Origin of the sequence: uncultured Pigmentiphaga sp., from assembly GCF_937950555.1 — a bacterium.
Classification (GTDB): Bacteria; Pseudomonadota; Gammaproteobacteria; order Burkholderiales; family Burkholderiaceae_B; genus Pigmentiphaga.
On the sequence record NZ_CALFCW010000038.1, the window covers coordinates 1 to 13776 of the forward strand.

The 13776-nt window shown below is 65.2% G+C and carries 14 protein-coding genes; 6 read left to right on the forward strand and 8 right to left on the reverse strand.

Features of this window, described 5'->3' with window-relative positions; all coding sequences use genetic code 11:
- From Q0319_RS10475 to Q0319_RS10505, 7 genes are all read right to left on the reverse strand, one after another.
- Positions 1 to 675: molybdopterin cofactor-binding domain-containing protein (locus Q0319_RS10475; protein WP_299452315.1), on the reverse strand; the 675-nt coding region annotated here is incomplete at its 3' end.
- On the reverse strand, positions 668 to 1156 hold the full coding sequence (locus tag Q0319_RS10480; protein WP_299452317.1) for a (2Fe-2S)-binding protein: 489 nt from the start codon (positions 1154 to 1156) through the stop codon (positions 668 to 670). The genes Q0319_RS10480 and Q0319_RS10475, both read right to left, overlap by 8 nt.
- Positions 1153 to 2037: an FAD binding domain-containing protein gene (locus tag Q0319_RS10485; RefSeq protein ID WP_299452319.1), complete on the reverse strand. Its 885-nt coding sequence runs from the start codon at positions 2035 to 2037 to the stop codon at positions 1153 to 1155. Before Q0319_RS10485 ends, Q0319_RS10480 begins: the two co-directional genes overlap by 4 nt.
- A 16-nt stretch (positions 2038 to 2053) precedes the next feature.
- The gene (locus Q0319_RS10490; protein WP_299452321.1) at positions 2054 to 2797 is read right to left on the reverse strand and encodes an ABC transporter permease subunit; all 744 of its coding nucleotides are present in this window, start codon (positions 2795 to 2797) and stop codon (positions 2054 to 2056) included.
- Between the two features lie 3 nt (positions 2798 to 2800).
- On the reverse strand, positions 2801 to 3610 hold the full coding sequence (locus tag Q0319_RS10495) for an ABC transporter ATP-binding protein (protein WP_299452324.1): 810 nt from the start codon (positions 3608 to 3610) through the stop codon (positions 2801 to 2803).
- Complete coding sequence (locus tag Q0319_RS10500) at positions 3607 to 4446, reverse strand: ABC transporter permease (RefSeq protein ID WP_299452326.1); 840 nt, start codon at positions 4444 to 4446, stop codon at positions 3607 to 3609. Before Q0319_RS10500 ends, Q0319_RS10495 begins: the two co-directional genes overlap by 4 nt.
- A 17-nt stretch (positions 4447 to 4463) precedes the next feature.
- Positions 4464 to 5444, reverse strand: a complete 981-nt coding sequence (locus Q0319_RS10505) for an ABC transporter substrate-binding protein (protein ID WP_299452329.1) — start codon at positions 5442 to 5444, stop codon at positions 4464 to 4466.
- A 413-nt stretch (positions 5445 to 5857) separates the two neighbouring features.
- On the opposite strand from Q0319_RS10505, the gene Q0319_RS10510 reads away from it, so the two are divergent.
- The 3 genes from Q0319_RS10510 to Q0319_RS10520 are packed head-to-tail and all read left to right on the forward strand — an operon-like array spanning position 5858 to position 9328.
- Complete coding sequence (locus Q0319_RS10510; protein ID WP_299452331.1) at positions 5858 to 7396, forward strand: amidohydrolase family protein; 1539 nt, start codon at positions 5858 to 5860, stop codon at positions 7394 to 7396.
- A gap of 32 nt (positions 7397 to 7428) precedes the next feature.
- Positions 7429 to 8115, forward strand: a complete 687-nt coding sequence (locus Q0319_RS10515) for a GntR family transcriptional regulator (protein ID WP_299452334.1) — start codon at positions 7429 to 7431, stop codon at positions 8113 to 8115.
- A gap of 40 nt (positions 8116 to 8155) precedes the next feature.
- Complete coding sequence (locus Q0319_RS10520; RefSeq protein WP_299452338.1) at positions 8156 to 9328, forward strand: NADH:flavin oxidoreductase/NADH oxidase; 1173 nt, start codon at positions 8156 to 8158, stop codon at positions 9326 to 9328.
- Between the two features lie 98 nt (positions 9329 to 9426).
- On the opposite strand, the gene Q0319_RS10525 is transcribed toward Q0319_RS10520, so the two are convergent.
- Positions 9427 to 10212 carry a class I SAM-dependent methyltransferase gene (locus Q0319_RS10525; protein ID WP_296468790.1) on the reverse strand — a complete coding sequence of 262 codons (786 nt, stop codon included), beginning with the start codon at positions 10210 to 10212 and terminating at the stop codon, positions 9427 to 9429.
- A 43-nt stretch (positions 10213 to 10255) separates the two neighbouring features.
- Here Q0319_RS10525 and gloB point away from each other — a divergent pair, with 43 nt between their 5' ends.
- From gloB to fabI, 3 genes are all read left to right on the forward strand, one after another.
- Positions 10256 to 11056: a hydroxyacylglutathione hydrolase gene (gene gloB / locus Q0319_RS10530; protein WP_296468788.1), complete on the forward strand. Its 801-nt coding sequence runs from the start codon at positions 10256 to 10258 to the stop codon at positions 11054 to 11056.
- A gap of 250 nt (positions 11057 to 11306) precedes the next feature.
- Entirely contained in the window at positions 11307 to 12860 is a 1554-nt protein-coding gene (locus Q0319_RS10535; protein WP_296468781.1) for a LysM peptidoglycan-binding domain-containing protein, read from the forward strand.
- An 88-nt stretch (positions 12861 to 12948) separates the two neighbouring features.
- Entirely contained in the window at positions 12949 to 13743 is a 795-nt protein-coding gene (fabI, locus tag Q0319_RS10540; RefSeq protein ID WP_299452340.1) for an enoyl-ACP reductase FabI, read from the forward strand.
- Positions 13744 to 13776 lie beyond the last annotated feature (33 nt).

Here is a 13776-nt window from a genome sequence, read left to right on the forward strand (position 1 = left end):
CGATCTGCACTGGTGGCTGATATGCACCGTGAGACGGCGCTCGAAAGGCTCGAACTCCGCCAGCACGCCACGCGTTTCCATCGGCACGCCCGTATGGCGGTTGAACGAGAACTCACATTCGACCACATGCGCCGCGCGCGCGAAGACGGACTCCACGTCGTCGGAACGCTGCGCGAGCTGCAGCACGCGGTTGTCGGGCAGGTCATCATGGATAGGGGGGGCGCTCAACGCCGCGCGCGGATCGGTCAGGGCCGGCAGCTCTTCCCACTCTACCTGCACCCGGGCGCAGGCGTCCTCGGCGCGGGCACGGCTGTCGGCCACCACCAAGACGACCGGCTCTCCGTTCCACATGGCCTTTTCCAGCGCCATGGGGTGCTGCAACGGCGCGCGCAACCCGGGAAAGGCCGCGGTGGCGCCGCGGTAGCCGGAACAGGCGGCGGCGATGTCCGCCCCTGTGAAGACCGCTTCGACGCCAGGCATATTGCGTGCGGCCTCGACGTCGATGCGAACGATGCGGGCATGGCCCAGGGGGCTGCGCAGGAACGCGGCGTGCAGGCAGCCGGGCACGCGAAGGTCGGCCACGTAGCGCCCTCGCCCAGCCAACAGCCTGCGGTTGCGGAAAGGCGGGACAGGACTGCCCAGGCCTTCCCCTGCCCCTCGAGGAGATTCATGCATGGCGGCGCTCCTGCGCGACTTCGACGATCGCATCGACAATGGGCTGATAACCGGTGCAGCGGCAGATATGGCCCGTCAGGGCCCGCTTCACGCCTTCGCGAGAAATCGCAGGATCCTTGCGCAGGGCATCGTCGGCGGTAATCAGCATCCCTGCGGTGCAAAATCCGCACTGCAGCGCGGCATGGCGGTGAAACGCGTCTTGCAGGTCCGCCAACCGGCCCCCCGCAGTCAAGCCCTCTATCGTTTGGACGTGCATGCCCTCTGCTTGGACGGCCAGCATCAAGCATGCGCGCACCGCCTTGCCGTCGAGGAGCAGGGTGCAGGCGCCACAGGCTCCCTGCTCGCAGCCCAAGCGCGTACCGGTCAGCCCCACGACATCGCGCAGGTAGTCGGCGAGCGTCATGCGCGCCGGCACGTCGTCGACGCGCTCGCGCCCATTGACCGAGCAGCGCAGCCTGAGCGCCATGGTTTCGTCAATCATGTCTTGAGTCTCTCGTCCAGGTGCCGGCACCAGCCCGCGCGCGCCCGTTCCAGCAAGACGGCCGCGAGGTGCAGCCGGTAGGCCGCGCCTGGATGTTGATGTTGCGCGAGCGGGGCGAGCTCGGCGTGCAACAGGGCTCGCAGCGCGGCCGCATCCCTTGGGTCGCGCGCCAGGGCCAGCGACGTCCTCTCCAGCAACTGGGGCCTGTCGGACACGCCCCCGATGGCCAGGCGCACGTCGGGCGCCTCCCCCGGGCGAGGACGGACAGACAGGGCCACGCCAACGATGGCCGGCGCAGTGGGCCGGCGGGCGACTTCATCGAAGAACCCATAATCGCGGGGCTGCGCGCAGGCGATCCGGACTTCGGCCACGTACTCGTCCGGCTGGCGCACCGTGGCGTTCGCACCGGTGAAGAAATCGTCGGCGGCGACGACGCGGGCTCCGCGTGCTGACCGCAATACGATGCGCGCGTTCAGCGCCACCGCGGCCAGGGGAAACTCGGCGGCAGGATCGGCTTGGGCCAATGATCCGCACACCGTGCCCCGGTTGCGGACTGCGGCGTTGCCGATGTGGGCAGCAGCCAGGGCTAACATGGGAGCGTGCGTGCGCAGGGCGGGATCGGTCTGCACATCGTCGTGGCGCGTCAGCGCCCCGATACGCAGCTCGGGCCCGTCGTCGCCCTGTACGTACCGCACCCCGCCCGCACCTTCCAAGCGGTTGATGTCGACCAGGACCTGCGGTGCACGCTGGCGCAACGCCAGCTCGGGAATCAGGCTCTGGCCGCCCGCCAGTATCGCAGCGCGGCTGCCGTGGCACGCCAGCGCAGCCAATAGCTCGTCTTCGGTGCGCGGCCGGAGATACGCGATGGGCGCGAGTTTCATGCAGGATCCGCTCCGCTCAGCGCACGCGGGCGTGGCGGGTGAGCCGGCGCTCGGCCAAGCCGATCAGGCCCATCATGACCATGCCCAGCAGGAACACGATCATGACCAGCGCCCAGAAGCGCGCCATCTCGAAGCTGTGCAGATAGCTCTCGAAAAGTGCGCCGAATCCGACCACGGCCACCACGATCTGGCCGATGATCACGCCCTTTATCCCGCGCACCACGCTGAGCCGGATGCCCGTCATGACTTCGGGCATGGCAGACGGCAGCATGATCTGTGTGAACATCTGCCAGCGTGAGGCACCGAGGCTGCGCGCCATCTCGAGCAGGGAGCGGTTGATGCCGACCATCCCCTCGCGGGTATCGATAATGATCACCCAGACCGCGAAGAGGAACACCGTCGCGACCACGGTTGCCTCGCCAATGCCGAGAATGGGCATCAAGGCCGGGACGACGGCGGTGAGCGGCGCCGAGATGAAGATGTTGACCCACACGTTCAGGATGCGGTCCACGGGCTTGAAACGCCCCATCAAGGCACCCACCGGGATGCCCACCAGGACGGACAGCAACATGCCTATCGCAAAGGCGCGTGCGGTGATGAGGAGCGCGTTCTTGAACGATTGCAGGCCCACCAACTCGAACGCCGTCTGCACGACGGCAGACAGTGCCGGAAACATGTCGTTGGCGGCGTAGCGCGCGGCGAGCTCCCACAAGACCGCCCAGGCCAACAGCGATAGGACGACGGGTTTTTGCTTGACCATGGCTCAGCGCAAATACTGTTTGAGTTGGGACCAGATATCGTCGACGGCATCGAGATAGCGCCGGTCGCGGCGGATTTCGTCGGGACTCGCGTTGCGGTCCATGCCTGGGCGCACGGTCTTGACGACTTTGCCCGGGTGGCGAGTGAGCAGGACGACTTCGTCGGAGAGATAGACCGCCTCTTCGATCGAGTGCGTCACGAAAATGACTGTCTTCTTCTCCACGCGCAGCAGCGAAAGCAGGTCCTCTTGGAGTTTGCGGCGCATCTGCTCGTCGATCGCTGAAAAAGGCTCGTCCATCAGCAACACGTCGGCATCGACCGACAAGGCCCGGGCAAGGCCGGCGCGCTGGCGCATGCCCCCGGACAATTCGTTCGGATATTTATCCTCGAAACCCGACAAGCCCACCTCATTGATGTAATGGCGGGCGACGGCTTCGCGCTTTTCCCTGGGCACGCCGCGCAGCTCCAGCCCGAAAGCGACGTTGCGCAGCACCGTGGCCCAAGGCATCAGTGCGAAATCCTGGAACACAAAGGCGCGATCCGGCCCCGGACCGTGCACGGTCTTGTCGTTGACCCGTATTTCGCCCGCGGTGGGCTCGATCAGGCCGGCGATGATCTTCAGCAGGGTCGTCTTGCCACAGCCGGACGGACCCAGCAAGGTCACCAGCTCACCGCGCGGAATGTCGAGCGAGACCTCCTCGAGCGCGGTGACGCCGTTCGGATAGCGCATGGTGATGCCGCGCGCCTTGATGATCGCGTCGGACGTGGTGTCGTTGACCGCGGGAACGGCCGCGATGCTGGGATTCGTGTTCATTTCTGCGAATGTTGCTGTCCGAGAGCGGCGAAAACGCGCCGCTCGATGATTTGTACGGCTGTCAACACCAAGGTGGCGAGCAGGATGATGGACAGGATGGCGGCGAACATCTCCGGATAGCGCGCGATCGACCGGTTGTAGCTGATGATGTCGCCGATGCCCGTGGGCGTAATCAGCAGTTCGGCCAGCACGATCCCGATGAACCCGCCCGATATGCCGAGCCGAAGCCCGGCGAAGATCATGCCGCTAGCGTGCGGAAGAATGATCTTGGTGACTTGCTGGCGCCGCGTCCCCATGAAGGAGCGAGCCATTTCGAGCAATGAGGCGTTGGTCTGCCGGATGCCGCTGTAGCAGTTCATCGCCACCATGGGCAGGGACAGAATCACGACGGCGATGATCTTCGCCGTGACGCCTATTCCATACAGGAAGGTGATGAGCGGAATGATGGCGGCCATGGGCGCGGTCTGCATGATGACCATTGCCGGATGCAGCGCCCACTCGACGATGCGCGACAAGCCCATGATCACGCCGCACGCGACGCCGAACACTGCGGTGATCAGCAGCCCCGCCGCCAGCGGCGGCAGGGTCTCGGCATACGCCTTCAGCAACTCGCCGCTGTACAGCAGCTGTGCGAGTGCTGCGACCACTTTGGAAAACGGCGGAAACGCCAGGCTGATCGGAATCCGCCCGGCGATCTCCCACAGCCCGAAAAAAAGCGCAAAGGACGCGAGCTTCCAGAGCAGCGGCGCATGACGGCGCAGGTGCCCGCCATGCCGGGCGCTTGCGGCGATGCCAGGGGACGGGATGGAGACGTCCGCGGTAGTGGTGTGCGGCATGATTCCCACGCGTGCTGTTATTGGGTTTGGAGAGCCTTTTGCGCGGCCTCGAGCGGCTTGAAGTCCCAGAACGCCTCGAGGTCACCCGCAACTTCCGGCTTCAGCTTGCCTGCCTGGCTGAGGAAATCGATGTCGGCCTTGGCCGCCACCTTGCCGCCGCCGTCCGCGGGGAAGATGTTCGCTGCCACGGCGCGCTGGAAGTACGGCGTGATTTCGGCTTCTTCCTTGGCCGACAAGTCGGGGAGCAGGCCCAGCTCTTTACGCTGTGCGGCCGGCCACGACGGATCGGCGACGGTGGCCTTGACGGCCTTGAGCAACTCCTCCATCAGGATCTGCACCGCTCGCTGGTTCTTCTGCAAGAACTGGGTGCTGACGTAGAACGTCGAGTCCGAAGCATCCTGGTCTTGCACGGGCAGCGCGCCGAAGCGCTTGGGATCGCTGTCGATCAATACCTTCGAGCTGGTCAGGTCCAAGTACGTGGCCTTGATGTTGCCGCGCTGCATCGCCACGACCCGCACTTCCGAACCGGGCACGTAGCTGATCTTGCCGAACTTGATGCCGGCCTTCTTTTCCATGATCTGGGCCATCGTTTCAGTGCCCGATCCGCGCGCGTGCACCGCGAAGGTCGCACCGTTCAGCGATTTCCAATCCGGGTAGACGGTCTTGTCGACCACCGGCACGTAGGCCAGCTTGCGGATCTGGTAGATGTTCCGGATGGGAGCCTTGAGGTTCGCGATGGCCTCGTACGAATCGCCCACCCCCATGTCGACCTGGCCGTTGAGGACGGCCTGGAAGGCGATGTCGTCCGACTTCAGCGCGGTCACCTCGATATCTACGCCGCGCTGTTTGGCGCGCGCGTAGGCGATCAGTTGCGGCAGGTCTTCCGCGGAAAACGAATCAGCCTCGGCAATGCGGATTTTCCCAACGCTCTGCGCACTGGCCATGCCCGTGGTGAACGCAATGCCCAGTGCAATGCCCATGACTTTCAGCAGCTTCATGCAAACCTCTCTCAGGAATATTCGTCAGGAAGACGGTGTGTTGGAGTAAGCGAAACAGATCCGGCTTACAGCGAAATACGTGACTGCCGAACCGCTTGGCATTCCGTGGTATTCCGGGCGTATACCGCTGTCACACCATCCCAAGGCAAGTTGTGTGCCACCGCCTGCGCGCGCTGCTTTCCTGGGCCATCAAGACGAACACCGTCTCAAAAAGTTAACTCAGTCGCAAAACAGTGCCTGGATGCACTCTTATTGCTCCATGCCCGCTCGATATTGGTGCGGCGATCTAGATCGGTGAGACAAATGCCGAGGTTTGGCAAGGGAAACCCCTTGGCACACAACTTGCGTTATGCCGGTATACCAATGGGATACAACCAAGGCCGCCGACGCGGCCGCTCTGGAGGATTTCGGCCATGGTCGACTCAATACCTTTGCCGGAAGGCACGACGCTCTGGATCGCGAACGCCCGGGTGCTAGTGCCCGGCGGCGACTGGCACGACCCGGCAGTGGCCGATATCGCCATACGCGACGACGTCATTCTCGGCGTCGCGCCCCGATACGGCCTGCGGCCAGGGCAAATTCCCCCGGAGAAGCTCGACGCGACCGGCCATCTGGTACTACCTGGCTTCGTCAACGCCCACTATCACTCGCACGATGTCTTGGCCAAAGGCACGCTCGAGCAGGTACCGCTGGAGCAATGGCGCCTTTATGCCTTGCCGGCGCAATATCCGCCGCGCTCGAAAGAGGAAGTGCGTGCGCGTACGCTGCTCGGCGCACTGGAGTGCCTGCGCTCCGGGATGACCACGGTGCAGGACATGCTCACGCTATACCCGTTCGACCCCGAACATCTCGACACCGTGATGCAGGCTTACGAGGATGTGGGCATTCGCGTCGTGTTCGCGCTGCAGTACGGGGACCGCAAGGGCCTGGACACCGTGCCCTTCTGGAAAGAGGTGTTTCCTCCCGAATATCACCACATGCTGTCGAGCGCGGCAGAACCCGAGAAGCGATTCGATCTCCTGGACTACTTCGAAAAAACCTGCCTGCAGGCACCTGCGAAGCCGTTGCGCCACTGGGCGCTGGGCCCGTCGTCTCCCGAGCGATGCACCACGGGGCTGATGGCGCGCACCATGGACCTGGCCAAGCGCTACGACCTCCCTGTGTATTCGCACATCTATGAGTCCAAGGGCATGGCACTGACCGCGCGCCAGGAGCTTGCCCAGTACGGCGGTTCGCTGATCCGCCGCCTGCACGCCGAAGGCTGCCTCGGCCCGCACATGAATTTTGCGCACAGCGTATGGCTGGCGCCCGACGAAATCGACCTGCTCGCGCAGGCGGGCGCGGGCACCGTGCTCAATCCCCAAGGCAACCTGAAGATGCAGTGCGGCCTGCCTCCCATCAAGCTGCTGATGCGGGCCGGCGTACGCATCGGCCTGGGCTGCGACAACTGCAGTTGCTCCGACGCGCAGAACATGTATGCGGCCATGAAACTCTTCTCGCTATTGGCCGTCGTCAGCGACCTGCGCAAAGGTCCCCCGCCCGCGATGGAAGCCCTCAAGGCCGCGACCGAAGGCGGCGCCGACGGCGCCCGGCTGGGCGACACCATCGGGCGCATCGCCCCGGGGTACCAAGCCGACCTCTCCATCCTGGATCTCTCTGACCCAAGTTTCGTGCCGCTCAACAGCGTGGCGCGCCAACTGGTCAATATCGAAGGCGGGCGCGCAGTCAAGCACGTGATGGTGGGCGGCCGCTGGGTGATCCGCGACCGGCGCGTCACCACCATCGACGAAGCCGCCGTGTTCGAGGAAGTCGAAGCCGTCATGCCGACCTTCCGCAGTGATTTCGAGGCCATCGTCCAGCGCATCGCCACGCTCCAACCCTGGCTGGACGAGGCGCAGGAAAAAATGGACGCGGCCGACGTCGGCATCGAACGCCTGCCTCGCTTGTCGTAATGCACAGGACCGAACAAAGCAAGGAAGAGGACATGAGCCTCCCGGTACAGGAACCCGAGACGCTCGACGCAAGCGCCCCTGCCGCCCCAGAGCCGGGAGGGCTGGTCGAACGAGTCCATGCGCAACTCTACGACATGGTCCTCAAGCATGAGATCCCGCTCGGCACGCCGATATCAGAGCGCCAGCTTTCGCTGCAGCTGGGCGTGTCGCGCACGCCGCTGCGTGAAGCATTGCGACGGCTCGAGGGAGAAGGCTTCATCCGCCGCAATCGCGGCGTGCTGGAGGTGCGCCGCATCACGCTCGAAGAATTCCTCGACCTGCTCAAGATCCGCAAGGTACTCGAGGCAGAGGCGGCCGCGCTCGCTGCGGGCTCCATCGATCCCGCCACGGTCGACGACCTGCGCCAACGCCTGACCCAGCTGGCCGAAGAGGAACACCCCGACAACCATGAGCGCGTGTCGCTCGACCTCGAACTACATCGCACCATTTGCGCCGCGTGCGGCAACGAAACCATGGCCAAGCTGATCGAGGAGCTGCGCCGCAAGTCCATGCTGTTCGCAACGCCTCCGGCGCCACAGGACTTCCGTGCCTCCGTGGCCCAGCACCTGGCATTGCTGGAGGCCCTGTCCGCCGGTGACGCCGCACGCGCGCGGCAGGCCATGGCCGATCACCTCGACAAGACCTTGGCCAACGTTCTTTCCCGTCTTCTCAAGCGCTGAGCGCTTGCTGGCCCCACCCCCTTCCATGAGTGAACCCATCATGACCGACACCGCGAATGACACCGCCAAGCTTCCCTTGATGTTCCAGCCGATCACCTTGCGCGGGCTGACCGTGAAGAACCGCGTCGTCGTCTCTCCCATGTCCCAATACAGTGCCGTGGACGGCTGCCCCACCGACTGGCACCTGGTCCACTTGGGCAAATTCGCGACCGGCGGCGCGGGCATCATCTTCTGCGAGGAAACTTCGGTTTCGGAACGCTCTCGCAAGACCTACGATTGCCCGGGCATCTACACCGACGCCCAGGCCAAGGCTTGGCGCCGCATCACTGACTTCATCCGCAACCAAGGCGCGGCCTCCGCCATCCAGTTGGGACACGCGGGCCGCAAAGTCGCCACGCGCGCACCTTGGGACGGCTTCGCGCCGCTGGGCCCTGAGGATGCGAAAGTGGGCCGTCCGCCCTGGGCGGGCCTGGCACCCAGCCCCATACCCTTCAAGGAAGGGGCCATGGTTCCCAAGGAAATGGACCACGACGACATCCGCTACGTGATCCAGCTGCACGTCGACGCTGCCAAGCGCTCCCTCGATGCCGGCTTCGACATCTGCGAGATCCACGGCGCGCACGGTTACATCATCCAGCAGTTCCTGTCCCCCATCACCAACCATCGCACTGACGGATACGGCGGCGACATTGAAGGACGCATGCGCTTCTGCCTGGAGCTCGTCGAAGCCGTACGCGCCGTCTGGCCGGCCGACCGGCCCCTGTTTTTCCGCGGTTCGTGCGTGGACGGACGGGGCGGCATCTGGAGCATGGATGACACGGTGGTATTGGCCGCCCGCCTGAAGGAGCGCGGCGTAGACGTTTTCGACTGCTCCTCGGGCGGCATCGAAGGTCCGCTCACCCTGCACGTCGTGCCTCGCGTGCCGGGCTATCACGTCCCGTTCGCGAGCCGCATCCGCAGGGAGGTTGGCATCCGGACCATGGCCGTGGGCCTGATCCGCGAAGCCGAGCAAGCCGAAGGCTATTTGCAAGCGGGCGATTGCGACTTCGTTGCGCTGGCGCGCGAAATGATGTGGGACCCGAACTGGGCCGTGCATGCGGCAGCCACGCTGGGCGTACCCAACCCGCACAACCTGCTCCCCCGCAACTACGCGTGGTGGCTGCAGCGACGCGCAGAAACGCTCGCGCTGGCCGCCAACGCCCAGCAGCGCTAAGCGGCGCCCCTTCCGTCCGGTCCCGGGAGTCGCTGCTTGCCATCTGGAACAAGTTCGGCAGGACCGCACCGGGACCAGACGACAGTCTTTTGCGGGAGCTACGGCAGACGGCTTTTTTCGGCGCTCGCCTGCCTGCGGGCCGCTGCCACCGCCGCCCGCCGCGGCGCCTTGTGGGTTTTCCAAGCTGGCCCGATGAGGCGCATGCCAACGGTGCGCTTGACGGCGGAAACGACGTAAAGCCCACCGCAAACGGGCCACCATCGCTCTCCCGCGCGCTCCATGAAAGCGTATCGGCGCAGCCATTTGTCCGTCCGGCACGGCGGCGCATATACCCCGAAGCGGCCGCTTTCCACTTCGAACGACAAAAGCTTCAGCCAATCCTTCAAACGCACCGGCGACAACGGCTGCACGCCGGCCGGCAAGAATGGACGGCCGCGCCCGAGCATGCGCCCGGCACCCCACAGGCTCCAGGGGTTGAATCCGGTGATCACCAGGCGGCCTTCCGGGATGAGCACGCGTTCAGCCTCCCGCAGGACTTGGTGCGGATCGGACGAACACTCGAGGGTGTGGGGCAACACCAGCAGGTCCAAGCTTTGCGTATCGAACGGCAAGGCCTCCACGTCGGCAACCACGAAAGCGTTCCAGCGCTGTCGCTGGACCTCGGTCGGCATGGCCCCGGCGACGTACCCCTTGAACGGCATGCGATTGGCGCGCAAGGCATCCAGCTCGGCCAATCCCGCCTGCATGGCATGGAAGCCAAACACGTCGGAGACTGCCTCGTCGAGGCGCTCCTGCTCCCAAGCCAGGGCATGGCGGCCGGGGTCGGTCGCCAACCACGCAGCTAGTTCTACAATCGGAGTGTCCTGGACGTCAGACGGCAGCATCGAAATGAAAGACTCGGTGAAAGAAAGCAAGCATTCGGCCGGCATCCACGATGCCGGGACAAGAGCGGGAATTAGCGGTATCCCTGCCTTCAATGACAATTATCTGTGGCTGGTCAGGCAAGGTACGCTGGCGGCCGTCGTGGATCCGGGCGACGCCGCGCCTGTCATGGCGGCGCTGCAGCAGCAGCGGGTGCAGCTTCGTGCCATTCTACTGACTCATCACCACAAGGACCATGTCGGTGGAGTCCTGGAGTTGGTCGAACGAACCGGTGCCACCGTATTCGGCCCGGCTAGCGAGAAGCTGCCCCATTGCGACCGCCGGCTCTCCCAGGGCGACCGCGTGACCCTGCCCGAGCTGGACCTGGACCTGGAAGTCCTCGACGTGCCTGGCCACACGGCAGGCCACATCGCGTACGCCGGGCGGGCGGGAGGCGTCGAGCCGCTCGTATTCTGCGGCGACACGCTGTTCGCCTCGGGTTGCGGACGCCTGTTCGAGGGCACGCCGCGGCAAATGCATGAATCGCTCGCGAAGCTGGCCGCGCTGCCGGACGAGACCCGCGTCTACTGCGCGCACGAATATACGCTGTCCAACCTGGCCTGGGCGCGCGCCGTCGAGCCGGACAACGCCGCACTTCGCGAATGGCATGAGCAGGCCGGCCAAATGCGGGATCGCGACCAGCCCACCGTTCCCACGACCTTGGGTCTCGAACGGCAGGTCAACCCCTTCCTGCGCACGGCGCATCCCCAGGTCGCGGCGGCGGCGGCGGCCCACGCCGGCAAGCCGCTGGCGGATGAGGTGGAGGTCTTCGCTGCGCTCCGCGAGTGGAAAAACCATTTCCGGTAGAGCTGTGCGCATCTTGCTCCCATCTGTTTGCAATCGCTGCCAAAAGCCGTGAAGTTGTAAAAACGGGTTGACGAGGGCTGCTGCCGGTTCGTACTATGCCGCGCTAAATACCCCATCATTCCCGTGGCCGGAGGCCTCCTGGCCAACCTGGAAGAGCCTGCGGCTCCTTAATTTTTTGAAACTGTCTCCCCTGGCCCCGTCTCCCCGTTGACGAGGCCAAGCGAGGCACGTGGTCAAGGACAACATCAACATGCAATTGCGCCCCCGCGGCCTATGGAATCTGCGGGCGGGCGTCCTTCTTGGCCGTCCAGCCTCTTCGCTCAGTCCCCTGCTCGCCGGGTGCGTGATGGCCCTGGCCGGTTGCGCCTCGGTGCAGGGCCCGGCAGCTTCCGGCACCGCCGGCCAGGCGCCGGTCGCCCAGCCCGGCGCGATCGACGCTGCCGCGCACCAGCCCGCGCCGGCGGGATTTTCGTCCCAACGCACCGCCCGCGCGGCGGATGCGGCGCATGGGACGGGACGCCGCATCGACGCTCCGCTGGCCCGCGCCTCCAGCGATGAAGGACTGCAGCCCGCCACGGTCGACCTGACGGTCCAGCCGCCTGACATCTGGACCCGCATCCGCCGCAGCTTCGCGGTGCCGAACATCGATACCCCGCTGGTCAAGGAGTGGGAGAACTTCTATGCGTCGCGCCCCGATTACTTGCGGCGCTCGGCCGAACGCGCCGGCAAATACCTCTATTACATCGTCGAAGAAATCGACCAGCGGGGCATGCCCACGGAGCTCGCGCTGCTGCCTTTCGTGGAAAGCTCCTACGACCCTTGGGCGCTGTCGCGGTCGCAGGCCTCGGGCCTGTGGCAATTCATCCCGGCTACAGGACGCGGCTTCAACCTGAAGCAGGACTGGTGGCGCGACGAGCGCCGGGACCCCATCGCCTCCACGAAGGCGGCCATGGACTATCTGCAGTACCTGTTCGACTTCCACGGCGATTGGCACCTGGCGCTCGCCTCCTACAACTGGGGCGAAGGGTCGGTCAAGCGCGCCATGGAGAAGAACGCCGCGCGCGGGCTGCCGACCGACTACCTGTCGCTCGACATGCCCGACGAAACGCGCAACTACATCCCGAAGCTGCAGGCCATCAAGAACATCATCTCCGATCCCGAGGCCTACCAGATCTCGCTCCCGGCGATCGAGAACCAGCCGTACTTCGTCACCATCACCAAGAGCCGGAACATCGACGTCAAGCTCGCCGCGCAGCTCGCGGAAATGCCGCTGGAAGAATTCAAGGCGCTCAATCCCTCGTTCAACCGCGGCGTCATCCTCGGCAGCGACGAGCCGACGCTGCTGCTGCCGGCTGACCGCATCGGCATTTTCGAGGCCAACCTCCGGGCGTACAACGGCGCGCTGTCGTCCTGGCATACCCATAAGCTGCAGCGCGGCGAAACCTTGGCCAGCGTGGCAAAGAAATACGGCACCTCGGTCGCCACCCTGCGCCGGGCCAATGGCCTGGGCTCGCGCTCGAAAATCGGCGCGGGCGACATCCTGATGGTCCCGACCGGCAAACAGGCCGAACCGACGCTGGTGGCGAGCACCGGCCCGACCCCCATGCGGGCGTCTGCCACCGGGAGCCGGGCGGCGAAGGCGAACGTGCGCACGCACAAGGTCCGCAAGGGAGAAACGCTCAGCTCCATCGCCCGCAAATACGGCACCTCGGTCAATCAGCTGCGCTCGCTGAACCGGATCAAGGGCTCCTCGCTGAACGTCGGCCAAACCCTGCAAATACCCGGCACGGGCGTCAGGGGGTGAGGCGGAGGCACCCGCCGGCACGCAGCAGCGTGCGGGCGGGCCGTATACTCTCGCTATTGATTACTCGTTTCACAGGAACCCTCCGAACATGGGCTTTCTCGCCGGTAAACGCATCCTGGTCACCGGGGTGCTGTCCAATCGCTCCATTGCCTACGGTATCGCCAAGGCTTGCCGCCGCGAAGGCGCGGAACTCGCGTTCACCTACGTGGGCGAACGCTTCAAGGATCGCATCACCGAGTTTGCAGCCGAATTCGACAGCCAGTTGGTCTTCCCCTGCGACGTCGCGGACGACGCCCAGATCGAAGCCGTATTCGCGGAGCTCGGCAAGACCTGGAACAAGCTCGACGGCCTGGTGCACGCCATCGGCTTCGCGCCGCGCGAAGCGATTGCCGGCGACTTCCTCGACGGCCTCACGCGCGAGAATTTCCGCATCGCCCACGACATCTCGGCCTATAGCTTCCCCGCCATGGCCAAGGCTGCGTTGCCCCTGCTGCAAGGTCCCGAGGGCAAGGGCCCGGGCGCGGTGCTGACGCTGAGCTACCTCGGCGCGGAGCGCGTGGTAGACAACTACAACACCATGGGCGTGGCCAAGGCCGCGCTCGAGGCCGCCACCCGCTACCTCGCCTCTTCGCTCGGCCCCCGCGGCATCCGCGCCAACGCCATCTCGGCCGGCCCCATCAAGACGCTGGCGGCAAGCGGCATCAAGGATTTCTCCAAGATCCTGAATTTCGTGGAAACCTACGCCCCCCTGCGCCGCAACGTCACCATCGACGACGTCGGCAATGTGGCGGCTTTCCTGCTCTCGGACCTCGCAGCGGGCATCACGGGCGAGGTGACGCACGTCGACGCCGGGTTCTCGACGGTCGTCCCCGGCATAGGCTGATCTTTCGCATCTTGCGGCTCCGGCCGGGGCCGC